Source organism: Chlorogloeopsis sp. ULAP01 (assembly GCF_030381805.1).
Classification (GTDB): domain Bacteria; phylum Cyanobacteriota; class Cyanobacteriia; order Cyanobacteriales; family Nostocaceae; genus Chlorogloeopsis.
The window spans coordinates 395,764-414,852 of record NZ_JAUDRH010000005.1 but is presented as its reverse complement, the minus strand read 5'-3'; the positions used below and the strand labels follow the sequence as shown (position 1 = coordinate 414,852).

Here is a 19,089-nt window from a genome sequence, read left to right as displayed (position 1 = left end):
GTAGTAAGGACTTCAGTCTCGGCTTGAGGACTAAAGTCCTCACTACGAGCAAACATTTTTATTCAGTTTGATTAACTGGAATGAGATCACAAGAAGTAGTGGGATTGAATACCAGACTACCCAAAGCATCAAATGCTCAAGATGATTTGCATGATTTGTTATTACGTTAATGAATGAAGGAAGATTCTCAAAAACCCGATTTAGTTTAAATAAATCGGGCTTATAAGCATGGGTATTTAGTGTTTAGCTTCCCCTACCTTGTGTGGCGAGACTAACTACCTACTTCAAACTCCAAGCAGCTAAAGCTAAAGCACACCAACCAGCAAGAAAAGCTGCTCCTCCTATTGGTGTGATAGCTCCCAAATACTTAACATCAGTTAAGCTGAGGGCATACAAACTTCCAGAGAAAATTGCAATACCAATAATAAATAGCCATCCACTGGCTATCAAGCTCGGTGGAGGAGAATCAATGCGACTTAGTAGCAGTGCCACTACCAATAGTGCGAGGGCATGATACATTTGGTAACGAGCGCCTGTTTCAAAAATTAAGAGCGATCGCTCACTAATTCTTTCTCGCAAGGCATGAGAGGCAAAAGCGCCCGCAGCAACAGATAAGCCCCCTAACATTGCCGCTAAACTCAAAAAAATTTGCGTCATGTAGCTAAACTATGATTTCGCCAAATTGCCACTTAAACGTCAAAATGATAGGAAATTCCTCCTTCTTCACTTATTTTAAAATTAGCATTGAATAGTTTTGCTTGCTCGTCTAAATACTGTTTGGCTACTGGTGCTGGCAGTTGAGATTGCATCGCAAAACCTAAAAGAGTTACGCGCCCATCATTTTCTTGAACTGTACGATAAAAAAGTGATTGTAAATGTTCATTCACTTTCTGATTAATCGCTTTTTTATCTTGTTGACCTTGACGGTATAATCCTAATGCTAGCCATCCACCCAGTATAAAGCTTGGAATACCAAATATTAAGCCTCCTACAGCAGTATTATCATTTTTATAACTATCCTCTGTTGGAAGCAATTCACATTCGCCTTGAATGCAAAAATTTGCTTTCTGAATAGAAATTTTTTGCAATATTGCCGATGTAGATAGGCTTAAAAACATGAATCCAAGTGTCAACAACCAGCCCGCAGCCAATTTTTCACTAGTCTTCATAATTCCTCTTCAGATTATTGCTTTGCTAGCGATTCTAACTTCACTGGCAAGAAGTTTCCAGTAACGAGAAAAATATGTCACTAAATTGTGCTCGTAGATTTTTTAGGGCTTTTTCAGTTGTAGATTTGTAGCAACTAATGCCCTACTGTAGAAATCTGGCAGGTATTTTCTCGCATAATTGATGACTGCCCTCCCATTTCTACAAGTAACAAAAATTTAATTTTATAAATCAAATTTAATTAAAGACATCCTAGAGGAAATAAAACTAGTAGTTAATGCCTTTGAGATTAATAATGTTTGCTTTCTTAGCGAAACACAATACGAAAATTTTACCGCTTTTTTCTCTAATGGAACATTAAAACTTATATGAAAGGCGATCGCTTAATCTTTCTTGATTTTTTGACACATTATTTACAGATACTAATTGTACTTATTTTGAGCGGAGTCCAGTAGAGTATTTTATAGCTATGTCAAAGATTGAAGAGTTGAAGAGAGTGTAAAACTAGCAGTAAGGTACCGCATGACTTTGGTGCGTTATGCACTGATGAAACGCACCCTACAATTGAAGCTACACCTAGCCAATGCCAACATGGTTTTTTATGTATGCCCAGTTCTTATCTGGGCGCGATTTTATTTTTATTTTCGAGTAGCTTCCAATAGACGAGAGAAGTAAAAACGAGTGCGTGTCATTGCCTGTCTTTGTACTGAAAAACCATTCTTGTTAAGGATTTTCACTACATCAGTCTCGCGGTGCAAATAGGCGCGAGTCGCTTTACTTGCTCCCGGAAAGAAGCTACCTATTTTCTTCAATATACTCAAACCAAACGTTTTCGGAGCAAAACTGAGAATTACCCGCGACTGTGCTAAAGAACAAAGATGAGAAATCATCTCATCTGCCTTATCTTGTGGATAGTGAATTAAAACATCTAAGCAAATGACTGTGTGATAGCTACCACTTAATGTTTCTAAATCTTGCACGGCTAATGTAAGATTGCCCGGATTCTCTAAAGTTTGAGAAGCTCTTTGTTTGGCTTCCTCCACCATCTTGTCAGAAATATCGCTGGCATAAACCTTTGCTCCTCCTGCCGCTAGAGGAATACTCAGACTACCTACTCCACAACCAGCATCACATATTGATAGTTCAGCTAAATTGTTGTCTGCTTTCAACCAGCTTAGTACTGTATCCACGGTTTGCTGATGCCCATTGCGGATATCTAGCTGGACTTTGTTAACTTCACCATTACCATAAATGCGCCTCCATCGGTCAAAACCTGTGGAATTGAAATATTCTCTAACAATTGTTTTATCGTCGGCTGCGTTCATGAAACTGAAATATTTAAAGGTTCCCAAAGCTTAAAATTACCACGTCTGCCTGACAATAGGGGATAGGAAATAGGGGAAGGATACAGTGTACAGGGGAGAGTAGGAGAGAGTGAGGGAGTGGGAGAGAAAGATAAATAGGGATAATCCTTATTCCTGTTCCCCGTTCCCTATTTCCTGCTTATCACACCAATCGCTGCCAAGTAAGTTCTTGGGTAGCTTCATCAAAATGCCAGCGTAATAAGTGGGCAGCAGAAGCACCCAATATAGTTGTCGGCAAACCGATCGCCTTTCTGGGTGCATCTGTAGCAAGTGCGATCGCCTCTTTAACGTCACATATTCCCCACTTCACTAAATTCTGAACTCCCACTAACAAAGATAAAGTTGTCCCGGATAAAGTACCATCAGGCAAGCGTGCAGTACCGTTTTTTACTTCAATTTGCCGATTGTCCCAAGGGTAGACACCATTAGGAAGTCCCAAAGGTGCTAAGGCATCGCTAACCAGGAAAAGTTTTTTTTCATAAGCGCTAGAACGTAGTAATATATCTAGCATTGTGGGCGAAATATGTTCTCCATCAGCAATAAAACCACACATTACTTCCGGATGAGTAATTGCTGCTCCTAATAATCCTGGTTCTCGGTGATGTAATGGAGGCATAGCATTGAATGCATGAGTTACCATCACTGCGCCTTCTGCAAAAGCACGTTGCGCTTGGGCAGCTGTTGCTTGGGAATGTCCTAAACTCACGGTAATGCCCAAGGAGCGTAAATAAGGTATAACTTCCCCTGTGACATCTAATTCTGGTGCTAGAGTTATAACTTTAACAACATGAGCGTAATTTCCCAAAACCTGCTTAATTTGGGCAATTGTTAGGGGTAAGAGATACTCTGCCGGATGTGCACCGCGCTTTTGAAAATTTAAAAATGGCCCTTCTAAGTGAACTCCCAATATTTTGGCGTGTTTGATTGATGGAATGAAATCAGAGGACGCGGGGATATTTTCTCTCTCCTTGTCTGCTGCCATAAATTCAGCAATAACGGCAAGCGATCGCTGAATATTTTCGATCGAAGTTGTCACTAACGTGGGTAAAAATGCATCTACTCCTAAATCCCAGAGGAATTTAGATATTTTCGGCAAAATATAGGAATTTTCTAATTCTAATTCTGTAAATGCTAATCCCATCGCCCCGTTAATCTGCAAATCGACGCCGCCTAAAGAAATTCTGTCTCCAGCAACATCAATAACTTGCAAATCTGGTGATGAAACTCTTTTAAAAATCGTATTCATTGGCAAAATATGCTCAATGATGCCTTGACGATTAATCAAAAGCATCTGCAATTCCTGGTAACCTGGCAGTTGGGCGTTAACAATGTCTATGGGATGAGGGATAATGCTTTGTGTTGCTTCAGTCATTGCACTGACAAGAAAATAGCAAAAACTGACCTGATTTTAGATGCTAACTCGGTGATAGTGAACAGATAAAATTGACTTCAATCAATGAGATGATTATCTTTAACCAAAAAAATAGTAATTAGAGGTTAGGAGAATACTTTCAGCTTGGGGAATAACAAAGAATTGAGAGGCTAAAAAATTTTCTTTTCCTTTAGCTTATCCTTATCCCCTATCCTCTGTTCCCTATCCCCTGTTCCCTATCCCTATGGCTCAACCTCTTGTCGGCATCATTATGGGTAGCGATTCTGACTTACCCACTATGCAAGCTGCAATCAAAGTTTGTGAAGATTTTGCCATTGCTGCTGAAGTTGCAATAGTTAGTGCTCACCGTACTCCAGAACGCATGGTGGAGTATGCCAAGTCTGCTCATCTACGGGGCATAAAAGTAATTGTTGCTGGTGCGGGTGGCGCTGCTCATTTACCTGGTATGGTTGCATCTCTAACACCACTTCCTGTGATTGGTGTTCCCGTACCCAGCCGTCACTTACAAGGAGTTGATTCGTTGTATTCTATTGTACAAATGCCCGCAGGTATTCCAGTAGCAACAGTAGCGATCGCTAATGCCACCAATGCCGGTCTTTTAGCGATACAAATTCTAGCTACTCAGCAATCGGAGTTATTAGAAAAAGTACAACAATATCGCCAAAACCTATGTGAGTCAGTTATGACAAAGCAAGGGAAACTTGAACAAATAGGTTATGAGCAATATTTAAAGCAGATGTAACGCAATAAAATTTAATAGATTCAAAACGCTATACTTACCGATTTTTGATTAGTGAATAGTCAAAAGTCATAATACTCTTGATTCTAAATGATTTGATTACTTACCACAATTATTGACATCATTTTATAGGGACTTTACTTTATCAGTCCTTTATCAAAACTTTATCTGTTGCATCAGCAATAGCTAGCTAGAAATCAAGAATGAAAATATTCTTATAGCTAATCAATCACAAGATAAGCTATTAAGTATTTTTAATACAATTTGAGGCAATTTTGAACTTTTTATTTCAAGCTCTGAAACCTTTACCAATGAAGTAGTACGGACACTATTTCCCCATCAATATATTACAGTTATTGTCATAATAATCCAAATCTGTATTTTAAGATACAGAATAATAAAGAACTAGTTATCAAAAATATTTGCAACTTATTAAGCTGTTTTTTATTGTGATTTTTGATTGACAATTGAATTTAAAAGCGGTAGCGAATTTAAAGTTAGTTGAAAAGTATATGAAGAATACTTGACTGTTTAATAAATTACATAATAAAAAATAATAATAATTTCTTAAGGCTAACTACAACCTGAACAGAAGTAGCACCAGTATATTGACTAATAAACTTGGTGATTTGATAAGCGGGATTCTAATCAATGGCTGATTGGAAGTGAGGAACAGTGAATTTCAATCAAAAGCTAGCCTAGATAACCCCATATATATCAAAAACCACTGGTTTAGCTTCTAGAGATTTCTCTGTCTACTTCATGCACCTTGATTCACTTAAGAGCGGTTTAGAACACAATGTTAAAGCACAAAAAATGGAAAGCAAAAAATAGGCGACAGCCGTCAAGTTGGAACGCCTATTCTAGAAATTCAAACTCGATAGCTCATCAAATTTTGAGAGTTCTGAAACTGTTGTCTCCCAGTTGGCAAGCTTGCATTCCTTTAGCTTGTCTAATTGTGATGGGTTGGGGTTATGCAGCAGTTGCCCAAGCACCTGCCCCGACAGAAACCGGTCCTACCACAGCAGAACTAAAAGTTGCCCTTGACACTTTATGGGTAGCGATCGCGGCTTTTTTGGTGTTCTTTATGAATGCCGGCTTTGGTATGTTAGAAACCGGCTTTTGCCGCCAGAAAAATGCCGTTAACGTTTTAGCCAAAAACTTGATTGTATTTGCTCTTGCCACTATTGCCTTTTGGGCGATCGGTTTTGGCTTGATGTTTGGCAATGGCAATGACTTTATCGGCTTAAGTGGATTTTTCTTGCAAGGAGCTGATAACAGCCCTGCCACGGGAGATGCTTACAAAGGTGTTTTCAGCGCTTTAAGTTGGGCGGGAGTTCCCTTAGCAGCCAAGTTTTTGTTCCAGTTGGTATTCGCTGGAACTGCGGCAACAATTGTTTCTGGTGCTGTTGCCGAACGTATTAAGTTTGTTGACTTTTTGATTTTCAGCCTGTTACTTGTTGGTATTTCCTACGCTATTACCGGGCATTGGATTTGGGGCGGTGGCTGGCTGGCAGACATGGGTTTCTGGGATTTTGCTGGTTCTACGGTGGTTCACTCTGTTGGTGGCTGGGCAGCTTTAATGGGAGCAGCATTTCTTGGCCCTCGTCTTGGTAAATATCAAGATGGGCAAATAGTTGCTATTCCCGGACACAACATGAGCATCGCCACTTTAGGCTGTTTGATTTTGTGGTTGGGCTGGTTTGGTTTCAACCCCGGTTCTGTAATGGCAGCCGATCCCAATGCGATTACTCACATTGCCTTAACTACTAACATGGCAGGTGCTGTTGGTGGGATTGCTGCTACAATTACAGCCTGGCTGTACTTGGGCAAGCCAGACCTTTCAATGATTATCAATGGTATTTTGGCTGGCTTAGTGGGGATTACAGCACCTTGTGCTTATGTCACCATTGGCAGTGCTTTCATCATTGGTTTAATTGCTGGTGTCCTGGTAGTTTTCTCTGTCACTTTCTTTGACAGAATTAAAATTGATGACCCAGTTGGAGCCACCTCAGTACACTTAGTTTGTGGAATTTGGGGAACTCTGGCAGTGGGTTTATTTGCTGTTGGCCCTGGTGTATACTCCTGGTACGGTGATGGACTAGGCCCAGCAAGGGGTTTATTTGCAGGTGGAGGCTTAGGACAGTTCATTACTCAGTTCATAGGCGTCATCTCTGTGGGCGGTATGACTGTACTCCTTAGTACTATCTTCTGGCTCGTACTCAAGGCAACTTTAGGCATCAGAGTATCTAGACAAGAAGAGATAGAAGGCTTGGATATCGGTGAACATGGCATGGAAGCTTACAGTGGATTTCTCAAAGAAGCTGGTAGTGGTGGATTTACTGAACCAGGTAGCCCTAAAGGTATGTCACAACCAGGAGATTTGCCTACTAGTCTGTAATTTTTGATTAGTTCAGTTGTAGTTGTAGTACTGATGAATATTTAGCCCCCTGGAATTTTGCTGTTCATGCAGGGGGTGTTTTTTTGAAAGATTATCTAATCCAAAATTAATACCCTTTTTATCTAGATACTGGAACCTTAGACTATACAAAAAGGGTTTGAACAAGCAAGTTAGTATTATATATTTCTCTTGTAAGCAGTAATATTCGGGTGAACTGACTAATAATAATCAAATATTGACTTTTTTAGTTTATTATATTTGTTTATATTTATACAATCAAATATACGCAATGATAAAAAATATCATTTCTTGAAACAATGCTATTAATACAACTAAATCATGCAAAAATTGCATAAAATCATCAGAATCTAATTTTCAACAACTCCTTGAGGAGTATATTTTTATAAATGTTTTAAATCCTACTAAATTTAAGTAGTTCTGAATACAGAAAAAGGTGTATAAAATCACTCAAATAAAGCTATATAGCTATATAAATTGATAACGATGGCGCAGAGGAATCAAAGGAAGTGTTGAAAAAAGTTGTGTTCATTGGGGCAGCGACTCTACTAATTGTGGGCGGACTTTTGAGAGGCGATGCTTTAGCTGCACCCGTTGATGTCAATGCAGCAATTTCTAATGCTCAAACTGCTGCAGATACAGCATTCATGTTGATTTCATCTGCTCTAGTATTGCTAATGACTCCCGCACTCGCCTTCTTCTATGGTGGATTTGTGCGTTCTCGTAACGTACTCAACACTTTGATGATGAGCTTTGTAGTGATGGCGATAGTGGGAGTGACGTGGATTGTGTGGGGTTATAGCCTTGCATTTGCACCCGGAAACCCCTTCATCGGTGGATTGCAGTGGCTTGGGTTGAACGGTGTTGGTACAGAACTAACAGATTATCTCAAAGGATCAAATCCTGTTGATGTTGTTTCCTATGCACCAACGATTCCACACCAGGCATTCATGATTTTCCAAGCTATGTTTGCCATTATCACTCCGGCTCTAATTTCTGGGGCGATCGCCGAACGGATTAGCTTTACTGCTTACACTTTATTTGTACTGCTTTGGTCTACATTTATTTACACTCCCCTGGCTCATATGGTATGGGCAAAAGGCGGATTTTTAGGCTTATATGGTGGCATCGGCGCACTCGACTTTGCCGGTGGTACAGTAGTTCACATTAGTTCTGGAGTTTCTGCTTTAGTTGCAGCGATAATTTTAGGGCCTAGAAAAACCTATCCCGATCGCCTTAGCCCTCCTCACAACGTTCCCTTTATTTTATTAGGTGCTGGTTTGTTGTGGTTTGGTTGGTTTGGTTTTAACGCTGGTAGTGCTCTTGCTTCTGGTGGTTTAGCAACCATAGCTTTTGTAACTACAAACACCAGTGCAGCAGCAGCAGCATTAACCTGGTTAATTCTGGAAAAAGTTTTGCGCGGTAAGCCAACTGCTGTAGGTGCAGCCACAGGAGCAGTAGCTGGTTTAGTTGGTATTACTCCATCAGCCGGATTCGTAACGCCACTAGCAGCAATTTTAATTGGCAGTATTACTGCATTTATTTGTTTTTATGCAGTTAGTTTCAAGCACAAGATCCAAATTGATGATGCATTAGATACCTATCCCCTACATGGCGTTGGTGGTACAGTTGGTGCAATTTTGACAGCAATTTTTGCTACCACCGCAGTCAACAGTGCAGGGAAAGATGGTTTATTAAGAGGTAATTGGCATGAATTGCCAGTAGAACTAGCAGCTATTGCCGTTGCCTATGTAGTTGCGGGTGTTGGCACCTTCATCATTCTTAAAATTATTGATGCCACAGTTGGTTTACGTGTTAAGGAGCAAGCAGAAGTACAAGGCATGGACATCAACGAACACGGTGAAGAAGGTTACAACGAAGAATTTGGCGATCGCATTAGTATTAGCAATAAATAGTGGGATTTCTCAACATAGCGGTATAAAATTTTATACTAAAGTTTTGATATATATCGCTACTCGTACTCGTGTCCACTTCTGCAAAAACCTTTCCTATCTGGGCAATTTTATTGCTGCTAACTAACGGCATCCTTTTGCTAGCGCTGATCCTGCTAATTTGGCGTCAGCAAGTAGTAACTGCTTTTTTTGGGACAATATCACCAAATCACCTACAGCCTGAAAGTTTAGCACACTCGACATTACAGTTAGGCCCTCGTCACAAACTTAATTATCAGCAGTGGGTAGACATTCTTAAGCAAGAAGCCCAAGTAGCTGCCCAAAAGTATCCTCAGCCTTTAACGATACTGGCTGGAGATTCTTTAAGTTTGTGGTTTCCACCTGAGTTATTACCAGAAGACACAAATTGGTTAAATCAGGGAATCTCTGGAGAAACCAGTGCTGGATTATTAAAAAGATTAGAGTTATTGGATCAAACACGGCCAAAAACAATTTTTGTGATGATTGGCATCAATGACCTGATTCGAGGCATCAGCGATGAGATAATTTTGGAGAATCATCGGCAGATCGTGCGTTATCTACACAAGGTACATTCCAAAACGCACATTGTCATTCAATCGATATTACCGCATGGAGCAGAGCAAGCTACCTGGGAAGGAAGAGAAAAACTACTCGCCATTCCCAATAGCCGTATTCAGGAGTTGAATCAGCAGCTCCAGACTATAGCTAAACAAGAAGGCGTCAAATATTTAGACTTATATTCCTTATTTGTTAACAAACAAGGTAACCTTCGACTTGAACTCTCCACCGACGGCTTACATCTAAGTCCTCAAGGCTATTTAGTCTGGAGAACTGCCTTACAGCTGTACAGCCAGATGAAATTGCAAGACTAGCGATCGCCAATTTAAAAATTTTTGCTTTGCTTTATTTTAATTTATTAATTTCTCCCGATTGTTCCTATGCCTGTAAATATCATTGGGGAGGAAAGTTAGCTTATACTCATTTAGCTGTAGTGGAGATTTTGAATTCCTCATCTCCCCACCACAATTGCGTCATGGCGCGAGAAAATGAAATTGACGAAATTGTGACAAAAACCAATGGATACTAAAGCTTTTAAACGTTCACTTCAGCATTCAGAACACTATCATCGTAAAGGGTTTGGTCACCAAGCAGAAGTCGCCACCCAATTACAGTCCGAATATGAAAGCAAGTTAATTCAGCAGCTAAGAGAAAATAATTACACACTAACCCGTGGAAATATCACTATTGTGCTAGCGGAAGCATTTGGCTTTTGCTGGGGTGTGGAACGTGCTGTCGCAATGGCATATGAAACTCGCAAACATTTCCCTACAGAACGCATCTGGATTACTAATGAGATTATTCATAACCCCTCTGTTAATCAACGAATGCTGGAGATGGAAGTCGGATTTATTCCCGTTACAGCAGGGAAAAAAGACTTTTCTGTAGTTGAATCTGGCGATGTTGTGATCTTGCCCGCCTTTGGGGCTAGTGTTGAAGAAATGCAGATACTTCACGATAAAGGCTGCAAAATTGTTGATACGACTTGTCCTTGGGTATCAAAAGTTTGGAATACCGTTGAAAAACATAAAAAGCATGAATACACTTCCATTATTCATGGCAAATACAAGCACGAAGAAACAATTGCCACAAGTTCTTTCGCTGGCAAATATCTAATTGTTTTAAACTTGCAGGAAGCAGAATACGTTACTAATTACATTTTAAATGGAGGAAACAGAGAAGAATTTATAGCTAAATTTAGTAAAGCTTGTTCACCAGGATTCGACCCTGATCAGGACTTAGAAAGAGTTGGGATTGCTAATCAAACTACAATGCTCAAAAGTGAAACTGAGCAGATTGGTAAACTATTTGAGCGTACCATGATGCAAAAGTATGGCCCAGCAAATTTAAATGAACATTTTCAAAGCTTCAATACTATCTGTGACGCTACACAAGAACGACAAGATGCGATGTTAGGGTTAGTAGAAAAGCAGTTAGATTTGATGATAGTAATTGGTGGATTTAATTCTTCTAATACTACACAGTTACAACAAATTGCTGTAGAACGTAAAATTCCCTCCTATCACATAGATAGTGTAGCGAGAATTTTGTCTGGAAATCGGATCGAACACAGATTATTAAACGGTAATTTAGAAATCACAGAAAACTGGTTACCAGATGGAGAAATTGTCATCGGATTAACTTCTGGAGCTTCCACACCAGATAAGGTAGTAGAAGATGTAATTGAAAAGATTTTTGAGGTAAAAACAACTGCGGCTGTGGTTTAGAAACATCTCATCCCTAATTTTCTCTTATTACTATGCTCTGCATAGTGATGGAAACTGGGAGGCTCCGCCTCCAATTATGAGGCTGAGCTTCAATCAATGCTTTCCCAGACTCCAGTCTGGGAAAGAAAAAAATATACAAAAAGACTAAATAAACAAACTAGGCGATACCTTGAAATATTCCCCAAGTGCTTTAGCTTGTGCCTTACTAATCGAACGCTTGCCATTCACAACTTCAGAAACTACGCCACTCGAACCGATAATACCTACTAAATCTGCTTGACGGGTTCCACTAGCTTCCATAATATGTTGGAGAATTTCGTGAGGCGCAGATTGATCCATCGGATAGTTCTGTGTTTCATAAGCTTCTATTAATATCACTAGTAACTTATGTAAAGCTTGCTCCTCAGTTGTGCGATTCTTCTTAAAAGTTAACTGTTCTACCACTTTCAAGACACGATCATACTCTTCTTCTGTTTCTATGGCAGCAGGAACTACTTCAGCCAATAGATTGCGATAAATATTTTTGTCAAAAATAAGGGTCATTTTTCTTTATCGTATTCAGCATATGTTAGAAAATATTTGTAGTAAACTACTTGGTTTTCATAGTCAATACCGACAATTAAACGGTAGTCATGACCTTTAATATTGAAAACGGTAAAATTCCCAACCGCTTCAGCATCTCGGTAAATTCTACGAACATCCTCTAAGCTCTGCCATTCAGCCTTCTTTACGGTCGCATACCATTCATCAATTTGCTTTTTAACATCAGAATACTGGGCAGCATCAGCACGAAGATTGCGAATTGAAATTAGATGCATTTATTTTTATATTTTCATCATATTTTGTTAATTAATAAAAATTCAACTATAATCAGACTCTCAAAATGAGAGTGTAATGTCAAGATAATATTTAACGTTAAATACGCGTTAAGATATTTGCACTTTCACCTTTTTTATACAAACCAAATGCAATACTTGCGCTACTATGTCTCCAATTGCCTTTGTGCAAGAACGTGGGGAGTAGTGCAAACTGAACATGAACACGATAGAACATCTCAAAACACAAGGTAAAGACGATATTATTACTATTGCTGAACGATTCACACTTCAAGGTAAGGTTACAAACGTTCAAGCTTTTGGAAGTGGCAATATCAATGACACTTTCCTAGTAACTCTGGATGCTTCCAAACAAAAGCATTTTGTCCTGCAACGCATCAATACGCAGGTATTTCGTCAGCCTCAGCTGATTATGCAGAATATGCGCATCTACACTGAGCATGTTTACAAGCGGCTACAATGCACCCCTCTCAGCCGTCGTTGGGAAGTGCCGCGCGTGTTATTAACCAAGGATGCTCAAGATCACTGGAAGGATACTAGAGGATCTTTCTGGCGGGCAATCAGCTTTATTGAAGGCTCCCAGTCTTTCGATACAATGAGCGATCGCTCATACGCCAAAGAAATCGGCTATGCCTTGGGTATGTTCCACAATTTAATCAGCGACTTGCCTCCAGAGAAACTCGCTGACACCCTCGAAGGCTTCCACATTACACCGCTTTACCTCCAGCATTACGAGAATGTTCTGGCGAAAACTAATCCCAGGCAATCTCCGGAAGTAAATTATTGCTTGCAGTTTGTTAGCGATCGCCAAGTCTGGGCGCATACCCTTGAAAATGCCAAAGCTCAAGGTAAACTGCCGCTACGTCTGATGCACGGCGATCCAAAAATTAACAATGTCATGTTTGATACTGCTACTAGGCAAGCTGTTAGTGTTATAGACCTCGACACCGTTAAGCCAGGATTAGTACATTACGATATTGGTGACTGTCTGCGATCAGGCTGTAATCCAGCCGGAGAAGAAACTGAGCAGTGGGAGAGCATTTCTTTTGATACAGAATTGTGTAAGGAAATTCTCCAGGGTTATCTCTCGGTAGCAAAGGCCTTTCTTACCGAGAACGACTATTTATATATGTACGATGCAATTCGTCTCATCGCCTTTGAATTAGGGCTAAGATTTTTTGCTGACTATTTAGCAGGAAATGTCTACTTTAAAGTCAAGCACCCAGAACACAACCTGGCGAGGGCGCTTGTCCAATTTAAGTTGAGTGAGAGTATCGAATCCCAAGAAACAGCGATTCGCAAAATTATCCAAGATTTGAAATGAACGAACAGATATTTTCTCTCCAACCCTTTCCCTCTACAGAGTCACTGCTGAATTTAAAAATTGCAGGTAATATTGCCCGAAATGCGAATCAACTCACCATTACCTACGCATTGCTTGGTAATCTAGAACAAGTAAGAATAGCTACACCATCAGATACACCAACACGAAAGCACGAACTTTGGGAAGACACCTGTTTTGAATTTTTCCTGAGTGTCAAAGATTCTCAAAAGTATTGGGAATTTAATCTCTCTCCTGCCGGACATTGGAATGTCTATCGCTTCGATGGATACCGCGAAGGTATGCAAGAGGAAACAGCTTTCACGACGCTTCCGTTTAGTGTCCACAGTCACTTTGACGGTTTTGCACTAGCACTAAATCTCGATTTGGATCAAATTGTCTCGGCAGAGCAAGCCCTTGATGTTGCAATTACTACTGTCATTAAACATCAAAATGGAGAGGTAAGTTATTGGGCATTGACTCATAAAGGTGCAAAAGCTGATTTTCATCTACGCGACAGTTTCATAATTGAGTTATGAGCGCCCTTGGCATCCCGCTAATCATAACTTTGAATTCAGCCATCTGACTGCCTAAAAAAGGTAAACAAACTCTGACAAGCGATCGCTCTCTATACCTGACCATGAGAAAATCGATATCATAATAAAAGTCGATAAAACTTAAAATTTGTTTATCAATGCTGATTTCTTCCTCTGGTTTGTCCAAGGTCAAAGACTCGGTAAAGGAGAAGATTTTTTTCGGTAACGAACCAACTACCGAACTGATCGCCATTCTCACTGTTTACTTTGTCCAAGGCATTTTGGGGTTGGCGCGCCTAGCCGTCAGCTTTTTCCTTAAAGATGAACTGGGGCTATCTCCGGCTCAAGTCTCCGCACTATTCGGCATTGTTGCTCTACCTTGGATTATTAAGCCACTGTTTGGTTTTATTTCTGATGGCTTACCCATATTGGGTTATAGACGACGTCCATACTTAGTCTTATCGGGTGTACTGGGGGCTACATCTTGGATTAGTCTTGCAACAATTGTTCACACTCCTTTGGCAGCAACAGTAGCGATCGCTCTTGGTTCCTTGTCTGTCGCTGTCAGTGACGTGATTGTTGACTCATTAGTTGTCGAAAGAGCAAGAGCAGAATCTCAAGCCGAAGCAGGTTCCTTGCAATCTCTATGCTGGGGAGCTTCAGCCTTTGGTGGTTTAATCACTGCTTACTTTAGTGGTTTGCTTTTAGAGCATTTCAGCAATCGCACCGTATTTTGGATTACTGCTTCTTTTCCCCTCATCGTCTCCGCAGTAGCATGGTTGATTGCTGAATCTCCTGTTAGCAAAGATTTTAACGATAGTCATAACACCAACTTTCAAAGTATCAAGCACCAACTTGGGCAACTACGCCAAGCGGTTACTCAAAAAGCCATTTGGCTACCCACAGCATTTCTCTTCATCTGGCAAGCTACACCCACAGCTGAATCAGCTTTTTTCTTCTTTACCACCAACGAGCTGCACTTTGAACCAGAATTTTTAGGACGAGTGCGCCTAGTAACAAGTATTGCTTCTTTAGTAGGTATCTGGATCTTCCAACGTTTTCTCAAAACCGTAGCCTTTCGCGTCATCTTTGGTTGGAGTACTGTTCTTTCAGCAGCCTTAGGCATGACGATGTTGCTACTGGTAACTCATACAAACCGTGCTTTAGGTATCGACGACCACTGGTTTAGTTTAGGCGACAGTCTTATTCTCACCGTAATGGGGCAAATTGCCTATATGCCCGTGCTAGTACTAGCAGCAAGGCTTTGTCCATCGGGAGTAGAAGCAACATTATTTGCTCTATTGATGTCAGTAACTAACTTGGCAGGATTACTTTCCTACGAATTAGGAGCAGGATTAATGCATTTGTTGGGAGTAACCGAAACCAATTTTGATAAACTCTGGCTTTTGGTGCTTGTTACTAACCTCAGCACACTTTTACCACTACCATTTCTCAATTGGCTACCTGCTGCCAACTCTCAAACCGAAACACCAAAAAATTTACCACCAGCAGTATTAAAAGATAGGGAAGAACCTTTTGTACCGGATTTCATGCCAGAGTTGATGTTGCGAGAACTAGAATCAGAAATAGTTGATAAGTAAAGAAATTAGGATTGTTATTAGGGGGGCAAGTGCGCCCTCGGAATTTCCTTAGTTTTTAAACCCGCTCATACAAAAGTTAGTTCTTTCCCACTAACTACTCACCTTTAATTCATCAAGAATTTCAATCAAACTATCAATATGCAGACGTTTAAAGTTCAAGAAAACGCCTCAAATTTTCCTGAAAAATCTTACAATCCTAGTGAATGGCAGGGAGGATATCAGTCTCTTAAACAAGAATTTGATTATTGGATAGATGATATAGAAGGGCAAATTCCGCCTGAACTTAACGGTACACTGTTCAGAAATGGCCCTGGTTTACTAGATATTAATGGGCAGCCAATTCATCACCCATTTGATGGCGATGGGATGATTAGCCGCATCACATTTTTAAACGGTCGTGCTCACTTCCGCAACCGCTTTGTTCGTACAGCAGGATATTTAGCAGAACAAAAAGCTAGAAAAATTCTTTATCGTGGTGTATTTGGAACGCAAAAACCGGGTGGTTGGTTAGCTAATGCCTTTGACTTCAACCTCAAAAACATTGCCAACACCAACATTATTTACTGGGGAGATAAACTACTAGCTCTTTGGGAAGCTGCTGAACCCCATCGACTTGATCCTTACACACTTGAGACTTTAGGCAAAGAATACTTCAACAATGTTTTGTCAGAGGGTGAGGCTTTTGGTGCTCATCCGCGCTTCGATCCTAGTTGTAAATTAGATAATGGTGCTCCTTGCTTAGTTAACTTTTCCATCAAGCCAGGACTCTCTACCACAATCACCATTTTTGAACTAGACACAACTGGCAAAGTTGTCAGAAAGCACGCCCATAGTGTTCCAGGTTTTGCCTTTATCCACGATTTTGCGATTACTCCAAATTACTGCATATTCTTCCAAAATCCTGTCACTTTTAATCCTATTTCTTTTGTCTTCGGAATGAGTGGTGCAGGTGAGTGCATCAAGTTTCAACATCATCAACCAACTCGAATTATTATTATCCCCCGGCAACCTAAACAAAAAAAGGTGCAAATCCTTGAAACTCAATCAGGTTTCGTCTTCCATCATGCCAATGCATTTGAGCAAGGTAACGAAATTATTATTGACTCTATTTGTTATGAATCATTACCAGAAGTAGAACCGAAAAGTGATTTTCGCAAAGTTGATTTTGATGCCCTCAAACCAGGACAACTGTGGCGATTTAATCTGAATTTAGAGAATCAAACAGTACAGCAAAAGTTAATAGAAAGCCGTTGTTGTGAATTTCCCAGTTTGCATCCTCAAAAAGTTGGACACTCACATCGTTATTTATATATAGGTGCGGCTCATGCTCCTAGTGGTAACGCTCCCTTACAAGCATTTTTGAAAATAGATTTAGAATCGGGAGAACGTCAACTTTGGAGTGCTGCACCCCAAGGCTTTGCCAGCGAACCTGTGTTTGTACCTCGTACTCCTGACATCCCCTATTCTGAAGGAGGTGAAGATGATGGCTGGGTTTTGGCTCTGGTTTATGATGCTGCTCACCATCGTTCCGATGTAGTGATTTTAGATGCGCGTGATTTTAATCAAGGGCCAATAGCTAGGCTACATCTTAAGCATCACATCCCCTATGGGCTGCATGGTAACTTTACTTCTAAGGTATTTTTACCAACAAAATAGGCATTAAGTATTTTGTATTTTGAGTGTAAACTGTTCAGACCCCCGACTTTTCTAAAAAAGTCGGGGTTTTATAAATCTTTTGTACCGACTACCATTTTTAACAAAAAAGGAACACAGACTAAAAGTATGTTTTTTATCTGTGTTCGTCTGTGTGTATCTCTGGTTGTCCTTATATTACTATCTTTAGAGTTATCAAAAAAGCTACAATTGAAAATTTTGTAACAAAAACTACAAAAATTATATTTTTCCCAAAAATAAAGTATAGGCTAGGCGTAAATCCGGTTCGCATATATTGGCGCGATTGGAGAATACTTTATGATTTCAACATCCCTACAACCACTGGAGACACCTTCCCCAGCATATATTTGTCCGTTCGATCAAGCTTGTAGTTATTTGGATGCGGCAGCGCGAGAATTAAAGCTCGATCAAGGCTTATTAGAAATTCTCAGTCGTCCGCGCAAAGTAGTCACCGTGTCTATTCCTGTCAAACGGGACAATGGAGAAATCCAAGTTTTAGCAGGACATCGAGTACAGCACTGTGATGTTTTAGGCCCTTACAAAGGTGGTATTCGTTACCATCCAGCAGTGACACTACGGGAAGTATCAGCATTGGCAATGCTGATGACTTGGAAATGTGCGCTCTTGGGCATTCCCTACGGTGGCGCAAAAGGAGGTATTGCTATAGATCCCAAAAGTTACAGTGTAGGCGAACTAGAACGGATTACGCGGCGTTATACGAGTGAATTAATAGACAATATTGGCCCGTCAGTAGACATTCCTGCACCAGATATGGGTACTTCAGCCCGTGAAATGGCGTGGATGATGGATACTTACTCAGTAAATGTTGGTCACGCCGTACCGGGAGTTGTAACAGGCAAACCGCTTTCTATCGGTGGTTCGCGTGGACGGGAAATGGCAACGGGACGCGGCACAATGATTATTGTCCGGGAGGCACTGGCGGAGCTCGGTCAGTCGTTAGAGGGAACGAGAGTAGCCATTCAAGGCTTTGGTAACGTTGGAAATGCAGCAGCTTTATTACTGCACCAAGCAGGAGCCATAGTAGTGGCTGTTTCTAGCAGTGCTGGAGGAGTTTATTCGGAAGTTGGTCTTGATATTCCGGCTTTGAAAGCTTATGCTGCCAAGAATCGAGGGAGTGTGGTTGGTTTCCCACAAGCATTAGCAATTAGCAATGATGAGTTATTAACTATACCCTGTGATGTTTTGATTCCTGCTGCTTTGGAAAATCAAATCTCAGAAGACAATGTGAATCAGGTACAAGCGAAATTTGTAGCAGAGGCAGCGAATGGCCCGGTGACTTTGGAAGCGAGCCAAGCCTTAGAGGCACGGGGTGTAACGGTACTGCCGGATATATTAACGAATGCTGGCGGGGTAGTGGTGAGTTATCTGGAGTGGGTACAGGGGCTTTCCTACCTATTTTGGGATGAGGAGCGAGTGAACCGGGAAATGGAAAACTTGATGGTGCAAGCATATAAGCAAGTGATCCACCATTCTCAGAAACGGCAGATGAGTCTGAGATTAGCAGCCTATACTTTAGGGGTAGGACGTGTTGCTCAGGCGTTGCTAGATAGAGGTTTGTATCCTTGATGCGGCATCAAAGTAGTGTTTTCTAATTGCCTAAATATACTGAAATTATGAGTATATAAAGTAGTTTAATTGACAATTGGAGCCAGCAGCCCATAAACCCTCGTTACCAGATTTCAACCTGGTAAAGAGAACTAGAGCCTCTGGTTCTCAATCGAACTGATACAACCAGATATTCAGCTACAAATACTGACAGTTGTTAGATTGTGATCGCTTTCCATTCCTGCCATTACACA

The 19,089-nt window shown here is 40.6% G+C and carries 16 protein-coding genes; 10 read left to right on the top strand and 6 right to left on the bottom strand.

Annotated features, from left to right (window positions below):
* Positions 1 to 279: 279 nt before the first annotated feature.
* From QUB80_RS12505 to nagA, 4 genes are all read right to left on the bottom strand, one after another.
* Entirely contained in the window at positions 280 to 657 is a 378-nt protein-coding gene (locus QUB80_RS12505; RefSeq protein ID WP_289789819.1) for a DUF423 domain-containing protein, read from the bottom strand.
* A gap of 32 nt (positions 658 to 689) precedes the next feature.
* On the bottom strand, positions 690 to 1,169 hold the full coding sequence (locus QUB80_RS12500) for a hypothetical protein (protein WP_289789818.1): 480 nt from the start codon (positions 1,167 to 1,169) through the stop codon (positions 690 to 692).
* A gap of 636 nt (positions 1,170 to 1,805) precedes the next feature.
* The gene (gene bchM / locus QUB80_RS12495) at positions 1,806 to 2,492 is read right to left on the bottom strand and encodes a magnesium protoporphyrin IX methyltransferase (protein WP_289789817.1); all 687 of its coding nucleotides are present in this window, start codon (positions 2,490 to 2,492) and stop codon (positions 1,806 to 1,808) included.
* A 181-nt stretch (positions 2,493 to 2,673) separates the two neighbouring features.
* Positions 2,674 to 3,903, bottom strand: a complete 1,230-nt coding sequence (gene nagA, locus QUB80_RS12490) for an N-acetylglucosamine-6-phosphate deacetylase (protein ID WP_289789816.1) — start codon at positions 3,901 to 3,903, stop codon at positions 2,674 to 2,676.
* A 244-nt stretch (positions 3,904 to 4,147) separates the two neighbouring features.
* Here nagA and purE point away from each other — a divergent pair, with 244 nt between their 5' ends.
* From purE to QUB80_RS12465, 5 genes are all read left to right on the top strand, one after another.
* Positions 4,148 to 4,666, top strand: a complete 519-nt coding sequence (gene purE, locus QUB80_RS12485) for a 5-(carboxyamino)imidazole ribonucleotide mutase (protein ID WP_289789815.1) — start codon at positions 4,148 to 4,150, stop codon at positions 4,664 to 4,666.
* 796 nt (positions 4,667 to 5,462) lie between these two features.
* Entirely contained in the window at positions 5,463 to 7,064 is a 1,602-nt protein-coding gene (locus tag QUB80_RS12480) for an ammonium transporter (RefSeq protein WP_289789814.1), read from the top strand.
* A gap of 527 nt (positions 7,065 to 7,591) precedes the next feature.
* Positions 7,592 to 8,998 (top strand): ammonium transporter, encoded by a 1,407-nt coding sequence (locus QUB80_RS12475; RefSeq protein WP_289789813.1) that lies wholly within the window; start codon positions 7,592 to 7,594, stop codon positions 8,996 to 8,998.
* A gap of 68 nt (positions 8,999 to 9,066) precedes the next feature.
* Positions 9,067 to 9,888: an SGNH/GDSL hydrolase family protein gene (locus QUB80_RS12470; RefSeq protein WP_289789812.1), complete on the top strand. Its 822-nt coding sequence runs from the start codon at positions 9,067 to 9,069 to the stop codon at positions 9,886 to 9,888.
* A gap of 204 nt (positions 9,889 to 10,092) precedes the next feature.
* Positions 10,093 to 11,301: a 4-hydroxy-3-methylbut-2-enyl diphosphate reductase gene (locus tag QUB80_RS12465; protein ID WP_289789811.1), complete on the top strand. Its 1,209-nt coding sequence runs from the start codon at positions 10,093 to 10,095 to the stop codon at positions 11,299 to 11,301.
* A 144-nt stretch (positions 11,302 to 11,445) separates the two neighbouring features.
* Here the strand turns inward: QUB80_RS12465 and QUB80_RS12460 are convergent, their stop codons facing one another.
* Positions 11,446 to 11,844 carry a helix-turn-helix domain-containing protein gene (locus QUB80_RS12460; protein ID WP_289789810.1) on the bottom strand — a complete coding sequence of 133 codons (399 nt, stop codon included), beginning with the start codon at positions 11,842 to 11,844 and terminating at the stop codon, positions 11,446 to 11,448.
* Complete coding sequence (locus tag QUB80_RS12455) at positions 11,841 to 12,119, bottom strand: type II toxin-antitoxin system HigB family toxin (protein WP_289789809.1); 279 nt, start codon at positions 12,117 to 12,119, stop codon at positions 11,841 to 11,843. Before QUB80_RS12455 ends, QUB80_RS12460 begins: the two co-directional genes overlap by 4 nt.
* A 217-nt stretch (positions 12,120 to 12,336) precedes the next feature.
* On the opposite strand from QUB80_RS12455, the gene QUB80_RS12450 reads away from it, so the two are divergent.
* The 5 genes from QUB80_RS12450 (at position 12,337) to QUB80_RS12430 (ending at position 18,856) form a co-directional block, all read left to right on the top strand.
* Positions 12,337 to 13,461 carry a phosphotransferase enzyme family protein gene (locus QUB80_RS12450; protein WP_289789808.1) on the top strand — a complete coding sequence of 375 codons (1,125 nt, stop codon included), beginning with the start codon at positions 12,337 to 12,339 and terminating at the stop codon, positions 13,459 to 13,461.
* Positions 13,458 to 13,997, top strand: a complete 540-nt coding sequence (locus QUB80_RS12445; protein WP_289789807.1) for a DOMON-like domain-containing protein — start codon at positions 13,458 to 13,460, stop codon at positions 13,995 to 13,997. The genes QUB80_RS12450 and QUB80_RS12445 overlap by 4 nt, the downstream gene beginning before the upstream one ends.
* A gap of 155 nt (positions 13,998 to 14,152) precedes the next feature.
* Positions 14,153 to 15,595 (top strand): folate/biopterin family MFS transporter, encoded by a 1,443-nt coding sequence (locus QUB80_RS12440; protein ID WP_289789806.1) that lies wholly within the window; start codon positions 14,153 to 14,155, stop codon positions 15,593 to 15,595.
* A 138-nt stretch (positions 15,596 to 15,733) separates the two neighbouring features.
* Positions 15,734 to 17,251, top strand: a complete 1,518-nt coding sequence (locus QUB80_RS12435) for a carotenoid oxygenase family protein (protein ID WP_289789805.1) — start codon at positions 15,734 to 15,736, stop codon at positions 17,249 to 17,251.
* Positions 17,252 to 17,566: 315 nt separating this feature from the next.
* The gene (locus tag QUB80_RS12430) at positions 17,567 to 18,856 is read left to right on the top strand and encodes a Glu/Leu/Phe/Val family dehydrogenase (protein WP_289789804.1); all 1,290 of its coding nucleotides are present in this window, start codon (positions 17,567 to 17,569) and stop codon (positions 18,854 to 18,856) included.
* Positions 18,857 to 19,089 lie beyond the last annotated feature (233 nt).